The organism is Bacillus cereus group sp. MYBK139-1 (genome assembly GCF_051916915.1).
Taxonomy (GTDB): Bacteria; Bacillota; Bacilli; order Bacillales; family Bacillaceae_G; genus Bacillus_A; species Bacillus_A pacificus.
In genome coordinates this window covers 512835-536372 of record NZ_JBQAHO010000001.1, presented here as the reverse complement: position 1 = coordinate 536372, position 23538 = coordinate 512835, and the positions used below count along the sequence as shown (strand labels likewise).

Here is a 23538-nt window from a genome sequence, read left to right as displayed (position 1 = left end):
AAAAGAAAAGTATATTTCTGATCTCCTAGATTATACAATCAATATATCAATTTATGTTATGCGCCATCTTTTCATTAAGAAACTTTTTCATTTAGTCAATATTACATATTAAAAAAATGCTAAAGCCTTAATTATAGCAAACAGTTAAAATAAGCATCTATTCATTTTTAAAACAATTATAAGATAAACCATATTAAGCATTTTGTCAATTTTTTATCAGTTTTTAAGATTTATTATACGTAAATAACTTCAAATTTTTAATTATTATCATGTTAATAAATATAAATAAAGTGCGAAATTTTTAGGTTTCTTAATTATCTCCCTCTAACTCTACGGTGGTTTTAATTTTTAAAACTTTTCCTCAAGATTATGAAACAATTTAAAAATCATTACTCGTTCACCTGTACGAGAGCTTATATCCGTATGAAAACTTTTCACTTTCTCTCCAGTTAATTCTAGTATGATCTCTTTCAAATCGTCAATTCCAGATTCAACTAGCTCCGAACGATTTTTCTTTATCGTTAGCATACCATCTTTCGTTTCGCAAACAGTATATTCAGCCGGTGTTAAAATACCTTGTAAATTTACGATAATCATATCTCGTAATATATCTGTCTTAACGGATATAGACCCGCGTCCTAAGTAGTCCTTCTCCCAGTGCGTAATTGCTTTGCTTATCTCTGATTCAATAGAGCCTTTTGAGTTTTTCATTTATGTATCCTCCTTAAATAAAATAAATTTACAATAACAATATAATAATCTGGATTGATTTTATTTTCAATTATTGAGAAGAATTTATTGGGGTAGCAAAAAAGAACTCTTATAAAATTAAGAGTCCTTTTTATATTATTTCGATAAAAAGAAAAACAAGTACCTCAATATTAGATCACTTACTTTTCTTTCATCATACACTTTCTAAACAACCCTATAAACCATTCTAATTACTTGCTTCTTTTTCAAGTTTTTGAGTCGCCACCTTTTTAGGCATGAAACATGCAAAGATTAATGCTACAAAAGATAAGAATAACATAAATAGATAGGCATCACCTGAGCCGAAAATAGAAGATAATTTCGCTAGTTGAATAGCGGCAATGCTTCCATTTTCTAAAGATAACTCTGAAGCGTGTGAAGTTGCTTGAGTCGTATATATAGTAATAACAACTGCTGTTCCAATAGCACCTGCTAATTGACGAATCGTATTATTTACCGCTGAACCATGTGAACCTAATTCTCTAGGTAAAGCATTTAGTCCTGCTGTATTTAAAGACATTGAAATGAAACTTAATCCAATTCGCAAAATAATAGTGCGCACCATTACATACATATACGTTGTAGATTCAGTTAAATCAATTACACCCCACATCGAAATAATAATAAATACTAACCCTGTAATAAAGAGTGGTTTTGCTCCGTATTTATCATACATTTTACCTGTAATAGGTGATAAGAATGCATTAATAACAGCTCCAGGTAATAGAAGCAAACCTGTTTCAAATGCGGTAAAGCCTCTTCCATTTTGTAAGTAAATCGGTAAAAGAATTAAATCAGCATACATAATCATCGTGACGAGTACGTTTATCACTGATGTAAGAGTAAAAATTTTATACTTAAATACGGATAAATTTAATAATGGATCGTTAGACTTTATTTGACGTAAGCAAAATAACGCTGTAACAATTATACCGGTAATAATTGTTGTAATAACAATTGGATGACCCCATCCCTTACTTCCTGCACTACTGAATCCAAATAAAACACAACCAAAGCCAATCGTTGATAAAATGACGCTTACAATATCCAACCTTGCTTTTGTCGTATCTGCAACGTTCATTAAATATTTCAGTGCAAGAATAATGACGATGAATACAAATGGAGCTAATCCAATAAATAACCATCTCCATGATACATATTCAATGATAAAACCAGATAACGTTGGAGCGATTGCTGGCGCAAAAATCATGGCAAAGCCGATAGTTCCCATAACACTCCCACGCTTTTCACTAGGGTATAAATATAAAATAACTGTCATCATGAGCGGCATAATAATTCCCGCCCCAATTGCTTGAATCATTCTTCCTGTTAATAACATGCCAAAATTGATGGCACCGGCACATAGTAATGTTCCGATGAATAAAAAAAGCATTGAGCTAGTAAATAATTGCCTTGTTGTAAAACGTTTCATTAAAAATGCCGTAATTGGCACTAACACACCGTTTACGAGCATAAAACCTGTTGATAACCATTGTACAGTTGCAGCTGTAACATCAAATACCTCCATTAAGTTACTCATTGCCACATTAAGTAACGTCTGGTTTAATGTCGATAAAAAACATCCAGCAATTAGTACAATTAATAAAACTTTCTTATTTCTTTCTGTTATTCCCTTCTCCATCTGTAAACTCCCTTTTTCCATAGTTGCATTATCGACACAGTGTCGATAAAATTCATAGTAACAAAGATACATATTCCTGACCATGAACAATTTTGTTGAAAATGTTCATTAATCGACATTGAAAATATGCTTTGTCGAGAAAGTCAAAGAAAAATCTATAAAGGAGTTTAAAAATGTCTACATCTAAAAAAGAGGATCCTCGTACACTTCGTTCAAGAGAAATGTTTAAAAATGCCGTCTATTCCCTTTTACAAGAGGAATCTACTATTTCAAATTTAACAGTTCAGAAAATAGCAAACAAAGCTGGGTTAAATCGGACAACATTTTACTTACACTATCAAGATATTCAGGATTTACTCATGCAGCTCACTGATGAAATTTTAAATGAACTTTCTAATAAAATTACTGCTTTAATACACGTAAGTGATTTATCCGAAAAACAACAGCTAACACAATTGCTTGATTATTTATATACTCATCGAAATTATTTATCCATTTTATTTAATATGAATCATTTTGAAGAACAATTATTTCTATTAATAAAGCGATTAGTAGAAACGAGAAGGAATAATAGTGAGACAGAGCTACCAGCAGATTATGTCGCTATTGAGATTAAAACTGCCTCATTGGTAGGAATCATCATGTGGTGGATAAGAAATGGACTTCATTTTAGTTCAGATTATATTACAAATCAAATTTATTTCATGTACAGAGGATAATGATTGCAGGCTATTTACTAATAGAATGAGGTTAGAGCATATGAGCCCTGTTTCGCTACGGAGAAAAACGCGAATTTCGTACACTAAGAGAATTTGAATATAAAAAATCCCCCGATTGTTAGAATGTGCTTAACAATCGGGGGACACTTCATGGAAATCGACTTTGTATTAGTTATTGTTTTAGTAATAAAAACATCTTTTTAAAATAACTATATTTATACTATAGACGTTGATCTTTCTGGAAGTTTAGACAAAAATGATCCTCATCATTATATACCCCAAATTCATACCCTTGCTCTTTATAAAATGTAATAATTTCAGGGAGAGCTTGTAATGTTTGCGCCTTTTCATGCATTAAAACAACTTCTACCTCTTCTGTTGTTTGTTTCTTTACATTTTCAATAATTTGAGTTGAATTATCTTTTAATTTCCAATCATTTGAGTCTATAGTCCAATCCCACACTTTCATTCCTGCTTCTACAATTTGATTACGAATTTCATCACTCTTTAATCCTGGTGCAGATCCATATGGCGGACGAACCAGTTTAGGAGTTGCGCCTGTGATATTATGAATTAGAGCTAACGTTTCTTTCATCTCCGGTACAAATTGTCCTTTTTTGTATAGCTTATCACTATTATGTGTCATACTATGAGCACCAATATAATGTCCTTCTTTTACCGCTCTTTTTACGTTTTCCTGAAAACCTGTATTTTGTAAATTACTACCTTGCATAAAAAATGTCGAAGCAACATTTTGCTCTTTTAATACATCTAAAAATTTCCCAGTTAATTCACTAGGACCGTCATCGAATGTTAAATAAACAACCTTTCCTAACGGTTTTCCATCAGGTCTTTTCTGTTTTTCCGGTAATGTTCCCTTATTCCTTTCTTGTTGCTGCGTATTAACTTGATCCATACTTTCATACGCTACTCCCTTCGCCGGGATAGCATTCCATTTCCCAATTAAAAAGAATGTGAAAAATGTCGCTGCTAAAACAACTCCTAGAGATATTATTGCCTTTGTTACTATACTTGTTTTTTTCTTACTTTGCGATTCTTTCATGATGTTTCGATCCTTTCCCTATTAATTATTTATAAGGCTGAATTGTTAGTTTCAGCCGGTATTTACAATAAATAGATTAATAGAGACGGATAAAGATAAAATGCAGATAATGTCGAAACCAGTTAAAGAATAGCCTATTACATTCACTCTTCTGCAAAATATTTGTTTCTCTAATACAGTTAAATTTGAACACCGAATATACACCCAAAATAAAAAACACTAATCTTTCTAAACATCATTTTTATATTAAGATACAAGAATACCGGTATTAAGATAAAATACAGAGATAACCTTACTATTGAAATTCTATTATAATTTTGTAATTGGAATGAATTTGGATTACATAAAGAACCAGAAGAAATAATATGATTTGGAGGTATCACGATGAGCCTTTTAATTAGGGAGTTAGAAACAAATGATTTAGATAATTTCCCGGAGATTGATGACAGTTTTATAGTGAATGCTCGGTTAATGCTTTCTCTTTCAAAAGTAAATAGACACATAGAATATACAGTAGAAGACGTTCCGAGTTATGAAAAAAGTTATTTACAAAATGATAATGAAGAACTGGCGTACAATGAATATATAAATAAGCCAAATCAAATAATTTACATAGCACTGTTACATAACCAAATCATTGGATTCATAGTATTGAAAAAGAATTGGAATCACTATGCTTACATAGAAGATATAACGGTGGATAAAAAATATCGTACACTCGGGGTTGGTAAAAGATTAGTTGTTCAAGCAAAACAGTGGGCAAAAGAAGGCAACATGCCAGGTATCATGCTTGAAACGCAAAATAATAATGTCGCAGCATGTAAGTTCTATGAAAAATGTGGATTTGTAATTGGTGGGTTTGATTTTCTTGTTTATAAAGGCTTAAATATGACAAGTGATGAAGTTGCAATTTATTGGTATTTGCATTTCGACTCTTAACGTTAAACATAGTCAAAATAAAAACCCCAATCTCTCCATATTAAAATTGAGAAATTGGGGTTAAGTTACTTAACAATATTTTTATTTAAAACCAGTAACTTATTAATAATCCTGCTGATAATAAAAAGCCAAAAATCGTATTTGTCATCGCTGTTGATTTCATTGCGATGCGCATATACCCTGGATCCTTTGCTCCTTTTTGGAAACTTTGAATGGCGGAGATTGGCTTTCTCAAACCTAGGAACATCACTAATGCCCAAGGGCTTATATAACCCATTAATACAATTACAGCGATCCATAAATAAGCAATGAAAAAGGCTACAGCTAGTGTTACTACTGCTTTTTCTCTCCCAAGGAGGATGACTAATGTCTTTCTTCCACCTTTAATATCTTCTTCGATATCTCGGATGTTATTTGACATGTTGATTGCACCGACTAAAATTCCAATTGGAATGGAAATTAATACACTTTCAGTCGTTATCGTATTCGTTTGAATAAAGAAAGCAATAAGTACAAAGCATGTCCCCATCAACAATCCAGAAACTAATTCCCCAAACGGAGTGTACGCAATTGGTAATGGACCACCTGTATATAAATAGCCAACCGCCATTCCAATTAAACCGATGACAACTAACCACCAGCTACTATTCATACAAATATAAACTCCAATAAATGCTGCTACTACATACAATAAAAGTGCAACTGTTAAAACATTTTTTGGTTTCAATCCATGACGGACAATTCCGCCACCAATTCCAACAGAATCAGCTGTATCTAATCCACGTTTGAAATCATAGTACTCATTAAATAAATTCGTTGCTATTTGCAATGCTAAACATGCAACCATCATCGCAATAAATAAAAGCCAATCAATTTTGGCAACATAAAGTGATGCCACTGTCCCTAAAATTACAGGAGAAAACGTCGCCGTTAACGTATGCGGGCGCGTCATCTTCCATATTAATTTAGCGGAACTAATTTCTTTTTCTGTCCCCATAACTCTGTTCAAACTCCCTACTTTAAGTATAAATTACTAGCAGTATCTTTCTATCTATGTCCTGCCACGCATCTATTATAGCAAAAAATGAATTGGTAATAGAACTGTAATGCTCTTGCTTGCACCATAACTTTGCATCAAAATATCATTTTTTCTAATATGGGGTACAGTTGCATGCCCATCAACTTAAGAATTTCATAATACCCCCAAAACGAAGAAAATTTTCGTTTTGAGGACACTTCAAAATATTAGCTTGAGGGTATGGGACTGAACCCCTAATGCTTTATTTTAATAATAATTCTTTTCATAAAATAAAACCCAGTTATCAGTCTAAACCATTTTTTAGATCTAACAATAACAAGTGTACATTTTTACCTTTCAGATAGTCTCTCTTATTCTAATTTCTTCATTTCTTTCAGCCGTTCTATATCCTTTTCTGAAGCCTTTTCTATTTTATACAATTCATAGCTACCCTTTGTCTCATTTATCACTACAAATTCAATTTCATTCCGAATATAGCTTTTAGTTTTCCCTTTTTTATAACCAATAACATTATCTAATATAGTTTCCCCACTATCTTTTTTATATAAATTATAGCTAACAGGCGGACGACCAATTACATACTTATTATCAGAAAATCCGACTATATCATCTCTCCCTAATCCTGTCGAAACACTCCAGACAAAAATAATCTGAAATATAGAAAAAACAACAATACCGCATATGGAAAAAAATAGGATTGATTTAAAAAATAACTTTAAAGATATCCTACCCAAAAATATTCCCTCCCATTTCACCTCGGGATAGCAAGAACAAAACGTGAATTTTGTACGCTAAAAAACCGAATTTTTTAGATTTTTGAAATCAGTCCCCCGCCAGTGCCATAAGAAAAAGAGTTACCGCAGTAACCCATTTGCTTATAATACACGTCACTAGGAAAAGCTATGGATGAATAAAATCAATCTATGAAATTTCCCACAATCTTTTAACCTCCACCAATTTCTGTCCATTGAATTCCATTCTATATATATATCTGGCTTTGATGTCTGTAGTAAAAAATTCAAATCATACTTACTGTCATAATACCCATCATCAACGTCATAATAGCTCCATGAGTGCCTACTACTACTTTCTGTCCTTGATAGGTGTTTAATAATTCTTTATCCGACATTCGTTCCTCGATAATCCCTCCAAAGTTGTATAAACCCTCTTTACACACTTATCCTACGATTCTATAAAAAGAATAGTGTATATTTCATTTTAGGCATTATATTATATTGAAATGTTATTCAATCTTTCCTGTGATTGACTACTAGTTCTAGCAAACAGACCTTTATATAGGAAAAATGCCCCCATTATTACAATCATACCAATATAAACAGACATCATCGTAGGAATTAAGAACGCACCGACGATAATAGTCATTCTTGCAATTAGGTCCGCCCCAATATCTGATAGACCCGCAAAGGCTGAATATGACCCTCTCTTGTCAGCCGGAATCATATTAGCTTGTTCTGCATTTCTGATTGGTGAGTAGACAAGTTCACCAACAGTAGCAATAAAGTTAAAAATAATTAGTACGTACCAAGTGTTTGAAGATGTTACTGCCACATAGCCTATCCCATAGAGCACAAGACCTAAAAGTAACGCTTTTTTCCCACTTAGATAATCAGTAAATTTATTTATAATAAACGTTAAACATACTACTAAAAGCATATTTTGTATGTTAAGAATACTTAGCATCCTCACTCCTACTATTTCAAAGTCCCCAATGCTTATTGGATTGAATGTTTCTGAAAGTCGTACACCAATATAACTGTTTAAAGAAAACTCTGCCGCAAATATGCAGGTAGACCCTATTACAACTCTTAAAAATGCTCTATCTTGAATAGCAATTTTATAATTTTGAATTAGATCAAGTACTATATTTTCCTGCCTTTTTTCTAAGCATTCTTTAACTTCTGTAACTAGCCAAATTTTATATGCAATTGGTACTGTAGCAGAAACACAAGTCAGTAGTATAAACAGCTCTTGTTGATGATTAATGTATAAAAAACCACCTAATGCTGCACCAATTGCCATAGAAAGATTCATAAGCCAATAGTCAATTGTATAGACAGCCTTTCGATTCTCCGGTGTAGTTGAGTCTATGATGATAGCCTGCATGGATGGACGCCCAAGACTGCTAGTTATTATAAAACCTACATAAGCGATTGCAAATAACCAAATCATCTTATCTGTCGGATATAAGCTTACAGTCATGAATAAAAACATTAAAGTACTAGAAAAAGAAGTTAACAATAAGATTTTCTTTCGTTGAAATCGATCTGAAATGTAACCTCCAATTAAATTTGAAAAAAAACTTAACATAACCGTTAAGATTAAAAATAAACCAGCCCATACTTTATTTATTTCTTGAGCAAAAAACAATGCCATAAAAGGCATTACTGCTGATGTAACAGCACGATTAAAAAATGATGTAATTAAGCGTACTTTTATATTTTGTTCAAATTCTTTCCAATTCATCGTATCTCCTCCCCTTGTCTAATGTTATATTAAACTAGACTTATCAAATTAAAAATGGACACCTTCAGAAAAACATGTCCACTTATAAAAGGAGATAGGAAAATGGATAAAACTTTACTAAACCTATGGCAATCATTTTCTTCTGGAAATATAAAAATACAAGACCTAGCAGATTTTTTAAATTTAAGTACAAAGCAAACAGTACGTTACTTACATAAATGGATGGATGAAGGTTGGCTAACTTTCATTTCTGGAAAAGGTAGGGGAAACCCCTCCTCTCTCCAATGGTTGAAAAATGTAGAACAAATCTATGAGTCACAAGTAATGGAAATTATGGACCAACAGCCTGTTGAAAAAAGCAGTAAATATTTACTATATAATTGGTCTCCAAACAGTAAACTCCGCTTAATGACTAAGTTTCATTCAAAATTTGGCTATATACATAATTCAGATGACAAATTAATTATTCCTAGAAGGAGGCCCTTTTTAACAATCCATCCGCTCGAGGCTGCCGATGTACATAGTGCACATATTGTTGCGAATGTTTTTAATCGACTTGTTTATATGGATGAAAAGGGGAACATATTCCCTGAAATAGCTCACAGTTGGGATTTAACTCAATCTACGCTTAGACTATATTTAAAAAAGTCTATAAAATTTCATGATGGATCCATTTTAACAGCGGCTGATGTGAAATTATGTCTCTCAAAATTACGCAGTCATACATACTATAAAGACTTATGGGCACCCATAGAAAAAATAGAAGTTGTATCACCATTAATTATTGATATACATTACCCAAAAGGGTGTAGTTATTGTTTACAAATGTTATGTATGATAAATACAAGTATTTATAAAGAAAATAACGGTCAAATCATAGGAAGCGGTGGTTTTTATATAGGAGAGAATAGCCTGGAGAAAACATCATTGATAGCATTTCATGATTATTTTCAAGAAAGACCTTTACTAGATACAGTAGAATTCATTCAGGTCCCTCTGGAATTTGATACTATTTATCAATCTTCCAAACACCATAAATGTAATTCTACTTTTCAAGTAGAAAGGAATTCCGGTTTTGGCGTTATAATTATGAATGCTTGGCGCGATTCTTCCATTCAGCACATAGATGTTCGTAATTACTTACATTCTATTATCGCTAACAATATAAATCATATTCATGAATATGATTCTCAAAAAATCCCAAATATTAAAAGCTGTTTAAAAGACATAGATCATCAAATCAATATCCCAAAAAGAAAACGTCCTGAATTTAAAGAACCACTTATTATAAAAGCTACTCAGTATACAGAAGCAACCACACAATGGTTAATGAATATCTTAGAAAAAGAAAATATACCTTTTCAAGTTAAATGGGTTCCATTTGAAAACTATCTTAGGGATGAAAAACTTAATGAACAAGTCGACCTTTTTATTCATGGTGAAGTATTCGAGATGAATCAAGAGATATCATTTTATTATTTTTTAACAGCTAGATATTCACCATTGGCTAAAGTTTTAAAAACAAATAAATCACTAAGAAACCAACTATCTAAATACAAACATACACATTTTGAAGAGTGGTCTTTACTAAATAAGAATCTTGAAAAAGAACTGATAGAATCCTCTATTATGATTCCCTTATACTATGATACACGTCAAATTCCTTTTTCATCAGATTTAACGAATATTAAGATGAAATATTTTGGTTATGTGGATTTTTCTCAACTTTGGATAAGACCTTTAATTTAAAATTCGCAAGAAACCTAATCCAGTAGAAGCAGACGATTTGTGTTTATGTGATCTTGGTTACTTCATTTTAGGAGACTTACAAACTTTTCATGATAACGGAGCTACTACATCTCGCGGTTGAAGCTGAATACACACATTTATATCAAGAACCCTGATTCAGTTTTGAGCATTAAGCTTACTGGTTATGACAACTACATTCAATTTTTCAAAAGAAAATCCGTTGCTCAAATGCGAACAACGGACCTTCTTTATTTGAACCAATGTAAAACATCCTCAGCAATCTCTTCCGGTCTATCCCAATGCATTAAATGCCCTGTATCTTTGTAAAGCTTAGTCGTAATATTAATACGCTTCTTAAATTCTGCTATCTGCAATTCTCTTATTTCTAAATAATTATCGGGAAGATCACAATACAACAATAAAATATCGCTTTTAATTTTATGCGGTTTCAATGTTTTATACACCGTATATTGAAACTTAATTACACCTCTAGCGGTATCGCCAGTAGCATGCCATTTTATTTTACTATCGTCTTCTCTCATTAAATCATAAACCGCACGTTCTAGTAATGGTGACCACCTGCTGTAAGCCAGTTTTTCTGATTGGATGAATGCTTTTTTACTATCAAAAATATATTCATCAAAATCTTTTTCGTAATGGGTAATTTCTTCTTCTAATGATCGCGGTGGACACTCTCCTTCTTTCGCATCTTTATATAGATTCGCAAAATAATCCGCATTCATTTTGCCATGATGATAACCACCATCTAACAATACCATTTTATTCACTTTTTCTGGACATTCTGCTGCATAGTGAAGCGCAACGCTTGCGCCCCATGAATGTGCTACTATATAAAAGGTTTCTTTTCCTATGTGCTCAAGTAATGCTACTACCCAATTTGTTAAATGGAATGCACCATAATCTTCATCCTTCTCAAAATTTGGTGTTTTCCCATGTCCAGGTAGATCAAACGATACAATATGATATTTATCCTTTAAAAGTTCCGCGATTTCAATAAAACTTAATTTTGTACTTCCTAAACCATGAAAACAAATGATTTGAGGATTACTTTTATCTCCCCATTCACAAACACTTGCTTCATATTCACCAAATTTTACAAAAAAGTGATTCATTTTTAATCTCCTCTAATTATCAAATATAAATTAGTTCCAATGCAAAATTGTTTTTTCAGAATAAATAAATTCCACAAAATTATTCAAATCCCTTTTTCATAAATGGTCTTTATAGACTACGAAAGTTAGAAAGTACTAAGCGCTTATCATTTCAATTAATGGTTAGACTACATCTGCACACCTATGAAATGAATATAGTTTAATAATTGTACTATACGTTTATCATATGTGTGATGTTTCAAAGTTCTATCCAGTCCATTTTTTGCTATTTGTTTTCTTTCTTGTACATGTTCCAAATAATACTCCGCTTTTTGTATAAACTCCCGTGCACTATTAAACGTTTCTATTTCAACACCAGGTATGTAATGCTTCGCTACATCTGGTCGTATATCAGTTAATTGAAAAGAACCTACAGCATTAATTTCAAACGTCCTATTATTTACTGAATATGCTTGGATATTTGCAGCATTACAATTCAATTCCTGATCACTTGGTGAACGATGTAAATTTATATTGATTTTAGTCGATACGTAAAATTGCAATGCATCCTCATACTTCGCAAGTGGCAATAGTTGTATTTTATCCTTTAACCTTTCATAATTCTTTAACTTCTCCCAACCAAATCCTACAATTTTTATGTTTTTTTCTGCTAAATACTCTGAAATAGAATCAACAAAGGTAAGTCTATTTTCAAATGCTGTACCTATAAAACTAAGATCATACTTATATGTATCTTCTTTCTGAGAAGGTTTAAACACATCTTGATTTGCTGCTAACGGAAGATGAAACACATTCTTACATCCTAACCCTCTATAAAATTTGATACAATTTAAATCTTGCGTAAATATGTAATCATAATACGGCACAAGATGTTGTGTTACATCCGTATAATACGGATCATCTGTCAGCCAAAGTCCAGTAGTAAAACCCGCACTCTTTAGGACTGGCATGACACTAATAATTCCCTCGTTTAAACCACCGAGTACCAAAATAAAATCAGGTTTCATTTTTAATGCGGTTTCTATCGCCCTTTCTGGGTTTACCATAATTGTATTACTGTTTACCTTTTGTAAACTATTCAAAATTGCGGCTTCGATCATTGGATAATAAAAAGGAATTCCCGATTGAATAAATAAAATTTTCTTAGGCTTATTGTCTTCCATGTCATCCCCCTATTTCTACATAATCAAAGTGCACAAAAATTAACAGTCTTTATTCATTTTCATGGCCTCTTACTTTACATGTATAAGCACCGTTTATGTCCATTATGTTGAAGTTCCCTCATTTTAGAAGCTGTCACAAAGGGAATAAAGTTAGGTTATATTCAGCCCAATTATTAAACATAGAGAATGAATACATAAAAAAAGAGCCTGCTCGTATGAATTGGCTCTTTCTCTTTTACAATATCTAATACGCTATAGAGTATAAAAACATGGTTAAGATCAAATTATTTCCAAACAACTCCCCGCCGCTCGTATTCCATTCTATATTCAACAGCAGCTGCAATTTTAGGACTTGCGAACTTTTCCGTAATCCAAAGAGCTAAATCAAGTCCTGAAGTAACTCCTCTTGCAGTAATAACATTCCCTTGATCTACAATTCTATAAGGAAGAAGTTCTGCTCCATATTCACTCATTTCACCCTGCGCCAAATGATGCATTGTTGCCTTTTGACCGTTCAATATACCGGATGCAGCTAGTAGCATACCTCCTGTACAAACTCCAGCAACAATCGTTCCTTCATTGTTCATCTCTCTAATCATTTTGGTTAAAGTACCAAGCTCTGCTTGCTTTCTCACCCCATGTTCAGCTTTATGATTCCAGCCACCACCAGGTACAATTAACAAATCTGGACGATTATCCATGCGTAAAAAATCATGTAGTTTCACCGTCACTCCAAACGAAGTAGTAACTTCTTGTTTTGGTTCACTTGAAACGAATTCAACTGTAAACGGAGCCCCTTCTTCTATCGCTCTTTTCAGTACTTCAAAAGGTGCAAAGGAGACGAGCTCTCCAAAACCATCAAACAATACAATTTGTATTTTCATTTTTAGAACACCTCATATGTTTTTTCCTACCACAATATTTCCAACAATTAAATTTAACCTATACAAGTCTCTTTCTATATCCAACCGAATTATTTCTTAATTTTTTCCTTTCATGCTTTTCACATAATAAATCAAAAAGACTTAGAAATGACGTATAAATTATTTATCATTCATTTCTAAGTCTCTTATTACTACTGCTATTTAATTTTAAAATTGCCTATTACTCACCCCACTCGCCACAAATTTGAGTCACTTTACGAAAAACTTATCTATACTCAGGCACTTACAACATCTTGAATATAATTTTTATCTTTTTTCTCTCCTTCTAAATCTCTTCTCTCCTTTAAATCTATACACCTCTTAATAATTTTGTGGTGAAACAAACTTTTCTGCAACATTTTATTATGTCTCCAAATTATAAATACACAGGTACCCGTAATACCAAGAAAAACTATATAAAAAGCAGGTGTAACAACTTGGTTTAATGACATTTTATAGCTATCATTAATCAGCTTTGATAGTTCTTTAATCGCTTGTTCTTTGTTTGCATTACTATCAACAAATGTTTTTCCAATAAAAGTAATTAACGACTGTACGTTCGAGTTAAGCATTGTAACTAAAGCTACCACTATTCCTAATAAAACAGAACTCCAAACACTTAAAAATGTTTGTTTCAAACCGGTTTGCTTATTCATATCAACCTCTATATCTAGACTGTCTTCCAATAAAAATAGTTCCTCTTTCGAATGAACTTGTGTCGTTTTTTCAATAAATTCTTCACATTGTTTAAATGTTATGTTTTTCACCACACATTTTTCGCCAAAATGTTCTTTTAATTTTCCATCCATATAATAAGTCGCATTTGTAAATTTGGGATGTTGTGTTACATGCATCAAATCACCCTTCTCACTTTATTTTTTAATTTGTTTATAACAATAATAACATGTATTGGTTTGAAGTTGTTAATAACTTGTATCTAACTCTCCTTCAAATTTCTTTAATAAAAAAGAAAAAGCATCCATTTATTTTTTATGATTAAAACACCATGTTTTCTTTATACAACTCTAATCATATTTCTTGCTTAATTAAAAAAGATTATCTTAACAATAAAAGTTTTATCTATATTGGAATCAATATAGATATCATATCTACTTGCTAAAGATACTCCCTAGATAATTCATTATTTATTTTCTTTTTTATATAATTTTGGATTTGGTGGTGTACTATTAAAACAAAATCTCCCTTTTACATCTTCTCCAGCAACCATAATAGGATTACCTTCTTCATCCTCAAGGAACCATATTCCTCCTACTACTTGTCCATTTTCAGGAACATAAAATTCTGCTTCTTTATATGAAAATTCTTTAAAAGAAAGTAATTTAAAGTTAATATTCCCTACTTCCAAGAGTTCATCTACAATTCTATTAGCATCTGTATATACAACTCTAAAGTTATCTTCATATGTAAGATAGCACCGTTCAATCTGTATTGCTTTTCCATCTTGAATTATCATAAAATCATCTGTACAAATAATTGTTATTTGGTATTTTTGCGTCTTAAAATCTTTATAAAAATTTAAAGCTGCTTTCCGTATTAATTTTGGTTGGTTTTTATCAAAAGAATGAGCTTTAGTCAAATTGAGGTCATTAGAAGCAAAAGACAGGTTTTGAATTTTACAATCAAAGGCGTTATTGTTATGATGCTCAATTATATACTTCTTAGCGTAAGCCGTTTCTATCGCTTCGTCACCATACCACAATTTCATTACAATTTGATGCAAATCTCTTCTTGCTCCAAAATGGCCCGAGCCAGTATAAATGTATGTTTTTTTATGATCTACAAACATTTTTTCATCCACATACCAATTAACTTTTGAAAGGTCTTTCCATATCGTAGGTGTATAATCCGTAAATCCCACTATTCCATATTCTTTATTAAAAAATTGAATTTGTTCATTATCATAACTTAGTTGAAGCTTTACACTCATTTATCCCTCTCCCCTAATATAACTACAATGATAGCTTTAAATTAATTGTCTCCTACACTTCAAATATCCATTCTCACCTTTTAATTATAGACTAACGGATACAGAAATTACATATTTAAACAACACATATTAAAATACAAAAAATCCATTTAGCTACCAAAAATAAAAAGATATATAACTAAAACTAAGAATCTTTGAATTTCTTAAGCAAATCGGTTTCATTCATTAAACAAAAAACACCATTCTCTCCTACGATTTCACAGAAAGAATAGCGTTTTTATTTTAGATTTGTTAACCTATCTTTATTTATAACTCAACCAAGCATCCGCCCAATCCGCATGATCATTTCCATTACCGTTACCTGCATCATCAACGACTAGTTTTAATTCTTTTTTACCTGTAAGGTCAACATCAACAAATTTTGCTGGCGTATTATAGTACATTGTACCGCTATTAAATACTTCGGCCCCATCAAGTAGCACTTTAAATACGACTGAACCGCCTTTACCACCAGGCTCCTGGTCGATTCCTACGTATGAATGAAATCGTTTGTAAGTTGAATTTGATATATCATAGGTAATTTCTGACTTCGAATGCGTTCCGATTCCTTTTTTGTACGTAATCGGTCCTGTCGTTCCGAGTAATGAAAGTGGGTTTTTGTCAGTGCTTTTATCTTTTTGAACCGTTGCCCATCCAGCAGTTGCTTTTACCCATGAAATGTCACTAAGATAGATGCCGCCGGAAGCAACTTGCACTTTCGTTGATGTTACCACCGCATTCCCCAATTTGACAGAAACCCCAACTTCTCTTACTCCTTTAAACTGGGATGGCGGAGTTATAACAAACGAATATGTCTCCTCTCCTCCTGCCGGTAATTGAAAGTCTGTTGCTATTGGCTGTGCATTCCAGCCTTCTGGTAATTGCAATTCAATTTTTCCAGGTGTCACTTTTTCCTTTATTTCATTTTGGACCTTTACCTTTAATGTAGTCGAACCACCTTCACTACTAATTGGATGTGGGTCAACATTTGCCGAAATTAGCTTTACTGCTGGTGTTACTTCTATTTGATTGGATTTACGAACCGTCCCGCTATCTGTGTTTACTTCCGCTTCAATGGCATACTTATTAGCAACTACATCAATAGGGACAGGTAAATCTGCCTCAATTGTTTTCGATTGCCCTGGCTCAACGCCTTCAAAAGCTACTTGAATCGGTTTCACATTCCAGCTCTCTGGAGCCTTTACAACCACTTCTCCAGATGAAGATTTCAACGTACCAAAGTTTGATAAGTTTGCCTTTACCTTAACTGTATTTCCTGCTGTTACACTGCTCGGAGATTCTAAATCGAAACTAAGCATAGACTCAATCTTATACTTTTTACCTTGTTCCGTTTTAAATGAAATCGTATCGCCATCCTTCGTAAATGGCACCGGTGTATTCGTACCGACTCTTGTCACAGTAAACGATGTATTGAACATCGGACTTTTTAACTTTACATCGTTTCCATGATCAGAAGTCACCTGAATAACTGTAGGCATACCATTTTTCCAGTCCGCATCAATCATAAATGCACCGCGTGCTCTTAGTCCTTTATAAGAACCGTCCTTCCAAGCTTTCGGAAGTGCAGGCAATAGTTGAATGGAGTCGGTATGGCTTTGAATTAACATTTCAGCAATTCCTGATGTTGCGCCAAAATTCCCATCAATTTGAAACGGCGGATGCGTATCAAATAAGTTGCTGAGCGTACTTCCTGTCAGTTGACCTTGCAGGATTTTATACGCATGGTCACCATCTAACAAACGTGCCCATAAATTAATTTTATTCGCTTTACTCCAACCTGTCCCCTCGTCACCACGATGGTTTAAAGTAACTTTAGCAGCCTCAAGCCATTCCGGTGTATTGTGATTAATCATACTTCCTGGATATAGCGCAACTAACTGGGATATATGCCTATGCGTTTCGCCAGGGTCATCTATATCATCCTTCCACTCTTGCACCTGACCGTATCTACCAATTTGAATTGGCGGGAATAATTTATCCCTTTTCGCCTTTAACTCATCCCGAAATACATTATCAACCTGTAAAACTTCACTCGCTTCAATTACATTAGAGAACAGCTCATATACTAACTGTTGGTCAAAGGCACATCCATTAGAAATTCCACCAAGCTCTGGAGACCAGCACGGAGAAACAACTAACTTCTTATTTTGATCTTCGACTAAAAACTTATTATGAAACTCTGCCGCTTCTTTCAGTATCGGATAAATCTTTTCTTGTAAGTATTGTTTATCATCCGTAAACTTGTAATGCTCCCAAAGGTTTTGACCAATAAAGGCATTCGCACTAGGTGCCCAGCCCCAGCCTAATCCCCATCCAGGCGCAGTAAATCCAAATGGATTATTCATCGTGTTAACGGTCCACCCGCCGCCTGTAACACCAAAATGTTTTTCTGCTGAAACCCTTCCCAGTTCTCTCAATGAATCAACATAATCCATTAATGGCTCAGCTGTTTCAGACAGATTTGTCACTTCTGCAGGCCAATAATTCATTTGCAAATTAATATTAAAATGATAATCACTTTCCCACGGTGGTGTGTTCGAATTATTCCATACTCCCTGCAGATTTGCAGGAAGCGTTCCTGGTCTTGAAGAAGAAATAAGCAAATATCTTCCATATTGGAAGAATAGTTCTTCTAAATACTTACTGTTTTCTTTACTGTAGGATGCTAGTAGTTCATTTGTTGGAACGGATGGTTGTTCCCCTCCTAAATTTAAAGAAACACGATTAAATAAAGAGTAATAGTCTTTTATATGTGTATATTTTAAAACCTCATAACTCTTGTTAGAAATAGCAGACATGATTTTTTCAACTTTTTGATGTGGATCTTCCCCTTTATAAGTAGGATATTTATTTTCATAATCAGTAGCTGCAGTCATAATAATTGTTAAGCTATCTGCATTTGCTACTTTAATTTTTCCATTCTCTGCTGTTAATGTCCCGCCCTCATTTAGTACTTTAAATTCCGATTCATATTTCATTCCATTATTCGCTATTTGTCCTTTTATCGTAATTTTGTTATCTTTGGACGTTACTTGCCCTCCTTGTGCACTCGTTGGTCTAACATCTAATGAAAGCTGTTTCGCTTCACTAGCAGTTAAACGCATGACCATAACGCGATCAGGATAACTTGCAAAATATTCCCTATTATATTGAACACCTTTATAGTTATAGGACACCGTAGAAATTCCCTCATTTAAATTTAATTCCCTGCGATAATTAGAAAATGAAGACGCATCTGGCATATTAAAATCTAAATATATGTCCCCAAAATTTTGATAGGAACCAAAGCCTTTTTGAAGTCCTGTGAGAAATTGCGTAGATTCCCTTTCTGCTCCTGATTTATCACCTTTTGATAACTTTTCTCTAATGCTACCTAAGTGACTCGCTGCCCCATCACGATTCCCGTACGTATACTCACTCGTACTGCTTGGTCCACCAGTCCAAAGCGTTTTTTCATTAAACTGAATACGTTCTTGCTGGACTCCGCCAAAGACCATTCCACCCATATAGCCATTACCGATTGGCAATGCTTGTTTTTCCCAATCTTTTGCTGGCTCGTTGTACCAAAGTGATAGTTTCTTTCCCTCTGGCTTTGGAGTTTCAATCGTAATAGGTGATGTTGCCTTTGCTTTACTAAACTCTCCAGTGCCTCCTAAAGAAAATAATAAAGTACTAAAAAGCAATCCCCCTGTTAATACGTTTCTCAGTTTCAAATTTCCATCCCCTTTTGAAAAGCGAATGTAAAATGTCCCCTTCTGCACATTGACTTCTTCTATTCTCTCTTTGAAATTCGCTATTCTTTTATATGGAAGTATAAGAGGCAAAAAACATTTTCCACTTATACTTCTTTTGAAATACCTTTTCACAAACGTAATAGTTATCTCGTAAATGCTGCTGTTACACCACCATCAACTGTAATCATACATCCCGTTGTTTTATCTGCCTTTGAGGAGGCAAAGAAAGCAATCGATTCAGCAATATCCCTCGAATAAATATTAACTAATAATGTTGTACGTTTACGGTAATGCTCCTCTAATTGATCCGGTTCGATACCATATGCTGCGGCACGTTCTTCGCGCCACTTTGAACCCCAAATAGCTGACCCTTGCAACACCGCATCGGGAAGAACTGAATTTACGCGAATACCATACTCACCACCTTCAGCTGCAATACATCTCGCTAAATGCGTTTCGAGTGCTTTTACAGAACTGTATGCCGAAGCATTTTTTCCGGCATACACAGAATTTTTCGAGCCGACAAATACCATATTCCCACCAATGCCTTGCTGTTTCATTTGCTTGAACGCTTCACGCGCCACTAAAAAGTAGCCTGTTCCAAGTACGTTCATATTTAAATTCCATTCTTGAAGCGTTGTTTCATCGAATGGACTAGACGTCGCAAGTCCTGCATTATTCACGATACTATCAACGCCTCCGTAAGTAAGAGCTGCCTGCTCAAATGCCGCCTTCACTTCTTCTTCTTTTGTTACATCCATTTTCACAGCAGTGGCACGACCTTCGCCATACTTCTCATTCATTTCAGCCGCAACTTTTTCTGCTCCTTCAAAGTTCAAATCAGCAAGCACGACATGCGCACCTTCTGAAACGAGGCAGCGTCCTGTTTCACTTCCAATTCCGCCAGCACCACCTGTAATAAAAACAACTTTGCGAGAAAATTCCGCTTCAGCCGGTGCTAACGATAATTTATATAACTCTAACGGCCAATACTCAACATTGTAAGATTCATTTTCGTTTAAAGAAACGAAACGTCCAAGTGTTGTAGCACCCTTCATTACCGAAATTGCCCTATGATACAGCGCACCACTTACTTTTGACATCGCCACATTTTTACCGGTATTCACCATACCGATACCAGGAATTAAAATAACGCGAGGTGCAGATTCAAACATTTTGTCGCCTTCATATTTGTTACGTTCAAAGTAAGCTTTATACTCATCTTTAAAGTTTTCAACACCAGATTTAATACTCTCTATTAATCCGTCCACGTTTTTTGTTTGCGGATCCCAATCAATATAAAGAGGACTGCGCTTTGTATGAACTAAATGATCAGGACAAGCTGCTCCAACTTGCGAAAGCTCTCTTGCATTGTAGCTGTTCACAAATTGAAGTACTTCATCTGTATCGTCATAGGATAATAACATTTTCTTTTCGTCGCTAACTGCTCCGCGAATAATCGGCATTACTTTTGCAAGAATGCTTCTACGCTCTTCTACTGAAAGGGCATCGTATTTTTGACCTCCAAATATAGTACTTTCATTCACTCGCGCATTCATATATTGTTCTGCCTCATTAATAACTGCAATTGTTCTTTCATAACTTTCCTTCGCCGTATCTCCCCAAACGACTAGGCCATGTTTTTCCATTAACACAAGTTCAGCATTTGGATTATTTTTCACACCTTCTGCAATCATTTTAGATAACGTAAATCCAGGACGCACATACGGAACCCAAACGAAACGATTGCCGTAAATCTCCTCCGCAATTTGTCTTCCATTATGTGCGCAGCAAAGACTAATAATGGCATCTGGATGTGTATGATCCACATGTTTAAAAGGTAAGAAAGCATGTAATAATGTTTCGATAGATGCACGTGGATGCTTACTGTCAATCATACAATGAGCTAAATACTCTACCATTTCTTCATCTGACATTTCTTCCCGCTCCATTAATAAACGAATGTCTTCCATTCTTAAACCCGTAAAATTTTGTGCTTTCATCGTTGCTAAATCTGATCCACTTCCCTTAACCCACATCACCTCTATATCACGGCCGCGGAAATCTTTTTCAAATGTCTTTACCGATGTGTTTCCGCCTCCCCAATTACATACAGCACGGTCTGTTCCAATTAAATTTGAACGATACACTAATTCGTCTACTCCTTGTGATAATTGTGATGCCTTTGTTTCATTCCATAAACTGTTAACCATCTTTTTACCCCCATTGTTTTTTATTGTTCTATTATTTCGGACACGAAAATAGTGTGTATCCGTATGTTTAAGAGTTTCCTATTACTTATGATTCTTGTAAGCACTACAAATCTTACACTTTCATTCCAATGCGAAAAAATATGCTCTATAGTAACCCCCCGACATATGATCAGGGGGACTTTTTACATTAATGATATAATGGACCAAAGTTTTGGCAGGCACGGTAATCTGCTGCTTCTGGATCTTTTGTACCGAACATACCCCATGCACTCGGTCTGAATATGTTCTCCTCCTTGACGTTATGCATATTAACAGGGATTCGGAGCATGGAAGCAAGAGTAATTAAATCACTGCCAATATGACCGTAACTTATTACACAGTGGTTGGCACCCCAATTGTTCATTACTGTGTAAACATCTTGAAAGGCACCTTCTCCTGTTATATTTGGCACAAACCAAGTTGTTGGCCAAGTTGGATCGGTTCTCCCATCCAATATGTCGTGAATCTCTTCTGGTATTTCAACCGTATAGCCTTCTGCAATTTGTAAAACAGGTCCTAATCCTTTAACAAGGTTGAGACGAGCTGCTGTTACAGGCATATTTCCTTTTGTTAAGAAATCGCTCGAGAATCCACCCCCGCGGAAATATCCTGTTGAAGCTGGTCGCCAGGAAGTAGCTGCCAAACATTTTTGAGCTTCTTCCTCTGTAATGTCCCAAAATGGTTTTATAGCAGGCTTTCCATCTTTCGTTTGTTGTCCTGTCCCGTCAAGTGCAGCCGAACCGGAGTTAATCATATGAATAAATCCATTTGCCGCCAATCCTTCAGGTTTATGTCCTGTCACGCGTTCTACTGCCTCTGGGCTCCAATACGTTCTTACATCTGCAAAAACTTGAGCTGTATTTGTTAATAAATGACCAAATAGCATCGTAACTCCATTTAAACTATCATTTTCAGTCGCCATAATGTATGGCGGGCGAATTCCGTTCCAATCAAAGGAAGAATTTAAAATCGTCTCCATAAAATCTCCATTCGGGAAATGATCCGTCCATTGACGCTGGCCTTGAAAACCAGCAGAAATCGCGTTATGTCCTAGCGCTTCTTCACCAGAGCCAAGTTCCTCTAGTTTCGGATTTCCAACCATGAGATCTCTTGCAATTAACGTCATTTTAACGCTAGTTTCCCAGTCTTTATTCTTTTGCTCCCTCGATCGTTGCATTTCTTCCGAATTATTATCTGGACCTTCTGGGCAATACTCTTTCACCCAATTTAAAGCCTTTTCATATTCTTCCTTATCATAAATTTCCTCATCTATCCTTCTAACAAATTCAGACATGTCAATATATTCATTTCTCATTCCTAAATAATCTTGGAAAAACTCAGGGTTAACGGTACTACCGGCAATCCCCATAGATACAGATCCCATCGAAAGATACGATTTTCCTTTTAAAGTAGCAACGACAAGACCAGACTTTGCAAATTGAAGTAATTTTTCCTGCACATCTTCAGGAATAGATGTATCACTTAAATCTTGCACATCTTTCCCGTATATGCCGAAAGCTGGAATACCCTTTTGATTATGGGCAGCTAGGACAGCTGCAAGATACACTGCCCCTGGACGTTCTGTTCCATTAAATCCCCATACTGCTTTTGGAATGTCTGGATTCATATCCATCGTTTCAGAACCATAACACCAGCATGGTGTAACAGTAATAGAAACACCAACTCCCTCTACCGCAAATTTTTCAGCCGCTTTGGCCGCTTCCGCCACACCGCCAATACATGTATCAGCGATGACACATTCTACTGCCTCGCCATTGTAATGACGCAAGTTTTCAGTTATTAAGTTTGCTACCGATTTTGCAAGATTCATCGTCATATCTTCAAGGGATTCACGTACACCATTTCTTCTGCCATCAATCGTTGGTCTAATTCCGATTTTCGGTAATGTATTGTAAAATCTATTATGAACTGTTTTCATT

Annotated in this window: 17 protein-coding genes and 1 pseudogene; 3 read left to right on the top strand and 15 right to left on the bottom strand. The window is 34.5% G+C overall.

Going from position 1 to position 23538, the window contains the following annotated elements:
• Positions 1 to 348: 348 nt before the first annotated feature.
• Together ACTFRS_RS02695 and ACTFRS_RS02690 are read right to left on the bottom strand one after the other, a co-directional pair.
• Positions 349 to 711: a DUF2294 domain-containing protein gene (locus tag ACTFRS_RS02695; protein WP_000798158.1), complete on the bottom strand. Its 363-nt coding sequence runs from the start codon at positions 709 to 711 to the stop codon at positions 349 to 351.
• Between the two features lie 226 nt (positions 712 to 937).
• Positions 938 to 2392 carry a DHA2 family efflux MFS transporter permease subunit gene (locus ACTFRS_RS02690; RefSeq protein ID WP_000410731.1) on the bottom strand — a complete coding sequence of 485 codons (1455 nt, stop codon included), beginning with the start codon at positions 2390 to 2392 and terminating at the stop codon, positions 938 to 940.
• Positions 2393 to 2565: 173 nt separating this feature from the next.
• Between ACTFRS_RS02690 and ACTFRS_RS02685 the strand changes: the two genes are divergently transcribed.
• On the top strand, positions 2566 to 3111 hold the full coding sequence (locus tag ACTFRS_RS02685; protein ID WP_000107859.1) for a TetR/AcrR family transcriptional regulator: 546 nt from the start codon (positions 2566 to 2568) through the stop codon (positions 3109 to 3111).
• Positions 3112 to 3331: 220 nt separating this feature from the next.
• On the opposite strand, the gene ACTFRS_RS02680 is transcribed toward ACTFRS_RS02685, so the two are convergent.
• On the bottom strand, positions 3332 to 4174 hold the full coding sequence (locus tag ACTFRS_RS02680; RefSeq protein ID WP_000665169.1) for a polysaccharide deacetylase family protein: 843 nt from the start codon (positions 4172 to 4174) through the stop codon (positions 3332 to 3334).
• 384 nt (positions 4175 to 4558) lie between these two features.
• Between ACTFRS_RS02680 and satA the strand changes: the two genes are divergently transcribed.
• Positions 4559 to 5113: a streptothricin N-acetyltransferase SatA gene (gene satA, locus ACTFRS_RS02675; protein WP_000054742.1), complete on the top strand. Its 555-nt coding sequence runs from the start codon at positions 4559 to 4561 to the stop codon at positions 5111 to 5113.
• Positions 5114 to 5198: 85 nt separating this feature from the next.
• Here the strand turns inward: satA and menA are convergent, their stop codons facing one another.
• The 4 genes and pseudogenes from menA to ACTFRS_RS02655 form a co-directional block, all read right to left on the bottom strand.
• Positions 5199 to 6110 (bottom strand): 1,4-dihydroxy-2-naphthoate polyprenyltransferase, encoded by a 912-nt coding sequence (gene menA / locus ACTFRS_RS02670; protein ID WP_000536373.1) that lies wholly within the window; start codon positions 6108 to 6110, stop codon positions 5199 to 5201.
• Between the two features lie 392 nt (positions 6111 to 6502).
• Positions 6503 to 6886 carry a hypothetical protein gene (locus tag ACTFRS_RS02665; RefSeq protein WP_139866037.1) on the bottom strand — a complete coding sequence of 128 codons (384 nt, stop codon included), beginning with the start codon at positions 6884 to 6886 and terminating at the stop codon, positions 6503 to 6505.
• A gap of 187 nt (positions 6887 to 7073) precedes the next feature.
• Positions 7074 to 7272, bottom strand: a pseudogene (locus ACTFRS_RS02660) (histidine phosphatase family protein); the annotation flags it as partial.
• A 110-nt stretch (positions 7273 to 7382) separates the two neighbouring features.
• A complete protein-coding gene (locus tag ACTFRS_RS02655; protein ID WP_139866038.1) occupies positions 7383 to 8636 on the bottom strand; it encodes an MDR family MFS transporter in 1254 nt (417 codons plus the stop codon).
• 102 nt (positions 8637 to 8738) lie between these two features.
• On the opposite strand from ACTFRS_RS02655, the gene ACTFRS_RS02650 reads away from it, so the two are divergent.
• Entirely contained in the window at positions 8739 to 10385 is a 1647-nt protein-coding gene (locus ACTFRS_RS02650) for an ABC transporter substrate-binding protein (RefSeq protein WP_097853025.1), read from the top strand.
• A gap of 248 nt (positions 10386 to 10633) precedes the next feature.
• Here ACTFRS_RS02650 and ACTFRS_RS02645 read toward each other — a convergent pair whose 3' ends face one another.
• From ACTFRS_RS02645 to ACTFRS_RS02610, 8 genes are all read right to left on the bottom strand, one after another.
• Positions 10634 to 11518, bottom strand: a complete 885-nt coding sequence (locus ACTFRS_RS02645; protein ID WP_139866039.1) for an alpha/beta fold hydrolase — start codon at positions 11516 to 11518, stop codon at positions 10634 to 10636.
• Positions 11519 to 11685: 167 nt separating this feature from the next.
• Positions 11686 to 12681 (bottom strand): CgeB family protein, encoded by a 996-nt coding sequence (locus ACTFRS_RS02640; protein WP_139866040.1) that lies wholly within the window; start codon positions 12679 to 12681, stop codon positions 11686 to 11688.
• Positions 12682 to 12965: 284 nt separating this feature from the next.
• Positions 12966 to 13565: a DJ-1/PfpI family protein gene (locus ACTFRS_RS02635; protein WP_070806460.1), complete on the bottom strand. Its 600-nt coding sequence runs from the start codon at positions 13563 to 13565 to the stop codon at positions 12966 to 12968.
• 275 nt (positions 13566 to 13840) lie between these two features.
• A complete protein-coding gene (locus ACTFRS_RS02630) occupies positions 13841 to 14458 on the bottom strand; it encodes a hypothetical protein (protein ID WP_440024338.1) in 618 nt (205 codons plus the stop codon).
• Between the two features lie 287 nt (positions 14459 to 14745).
• Positions 14746 to 15552 (bottom strand): hypothetical protein, encoded by an 807-nt coding sequence (locus tag ACTFRS_RS02625; RefSeq protein ID WP_113759987.1) that lies wholly within the window; start codon positions 15550 to 15552, stop codon positions 14746 to 14748.
• 302 nt (positions 15553 to 15854) lie between these two features.
• Positions 15855 to 19325 (bottom strand): glycosyl hydrolase family 95 catalytic domain-containing protein, encoded by a 3471-nt coding sequence (locus tag ACTFRS_RS02620; protein WP_440024340.1) that lies wholly within the window; start codon positions 19323 to 19325, stop codon positions 15855 to 15857.
• Between the two features lie 164 nt (positions 19326 to 19489).
• Positions 19490 to 21559 carry a bifunctional aldolase/short-chain dehydrogenase gene (locus ACTFRS_RS02615; RefSeq protein ID WP_439194853.1) on the bottom strand — a complete coding sequence of 690 codons (2070 nt, stop codon included), beginning with the start codon at positions 21557 to 21559 and terminating at the stop codon, positions 19490 to 19492.
• Between the two features lie 187 nt (positions 21560 to 21746).
• The gene (locus ACTFRS_RS02610) at positions 21747 to 23537 is read right to left on the bottom strand and encodes an L-fucose isomerase (protein WP_440024343.1); all 1791 of its coding nucleotides are present in this window, start codon (positions 23535 to 23537) and stop codon (positions 21747 to 21749) included.
• Position 23538: the final 1 nt, after the last annotated feature.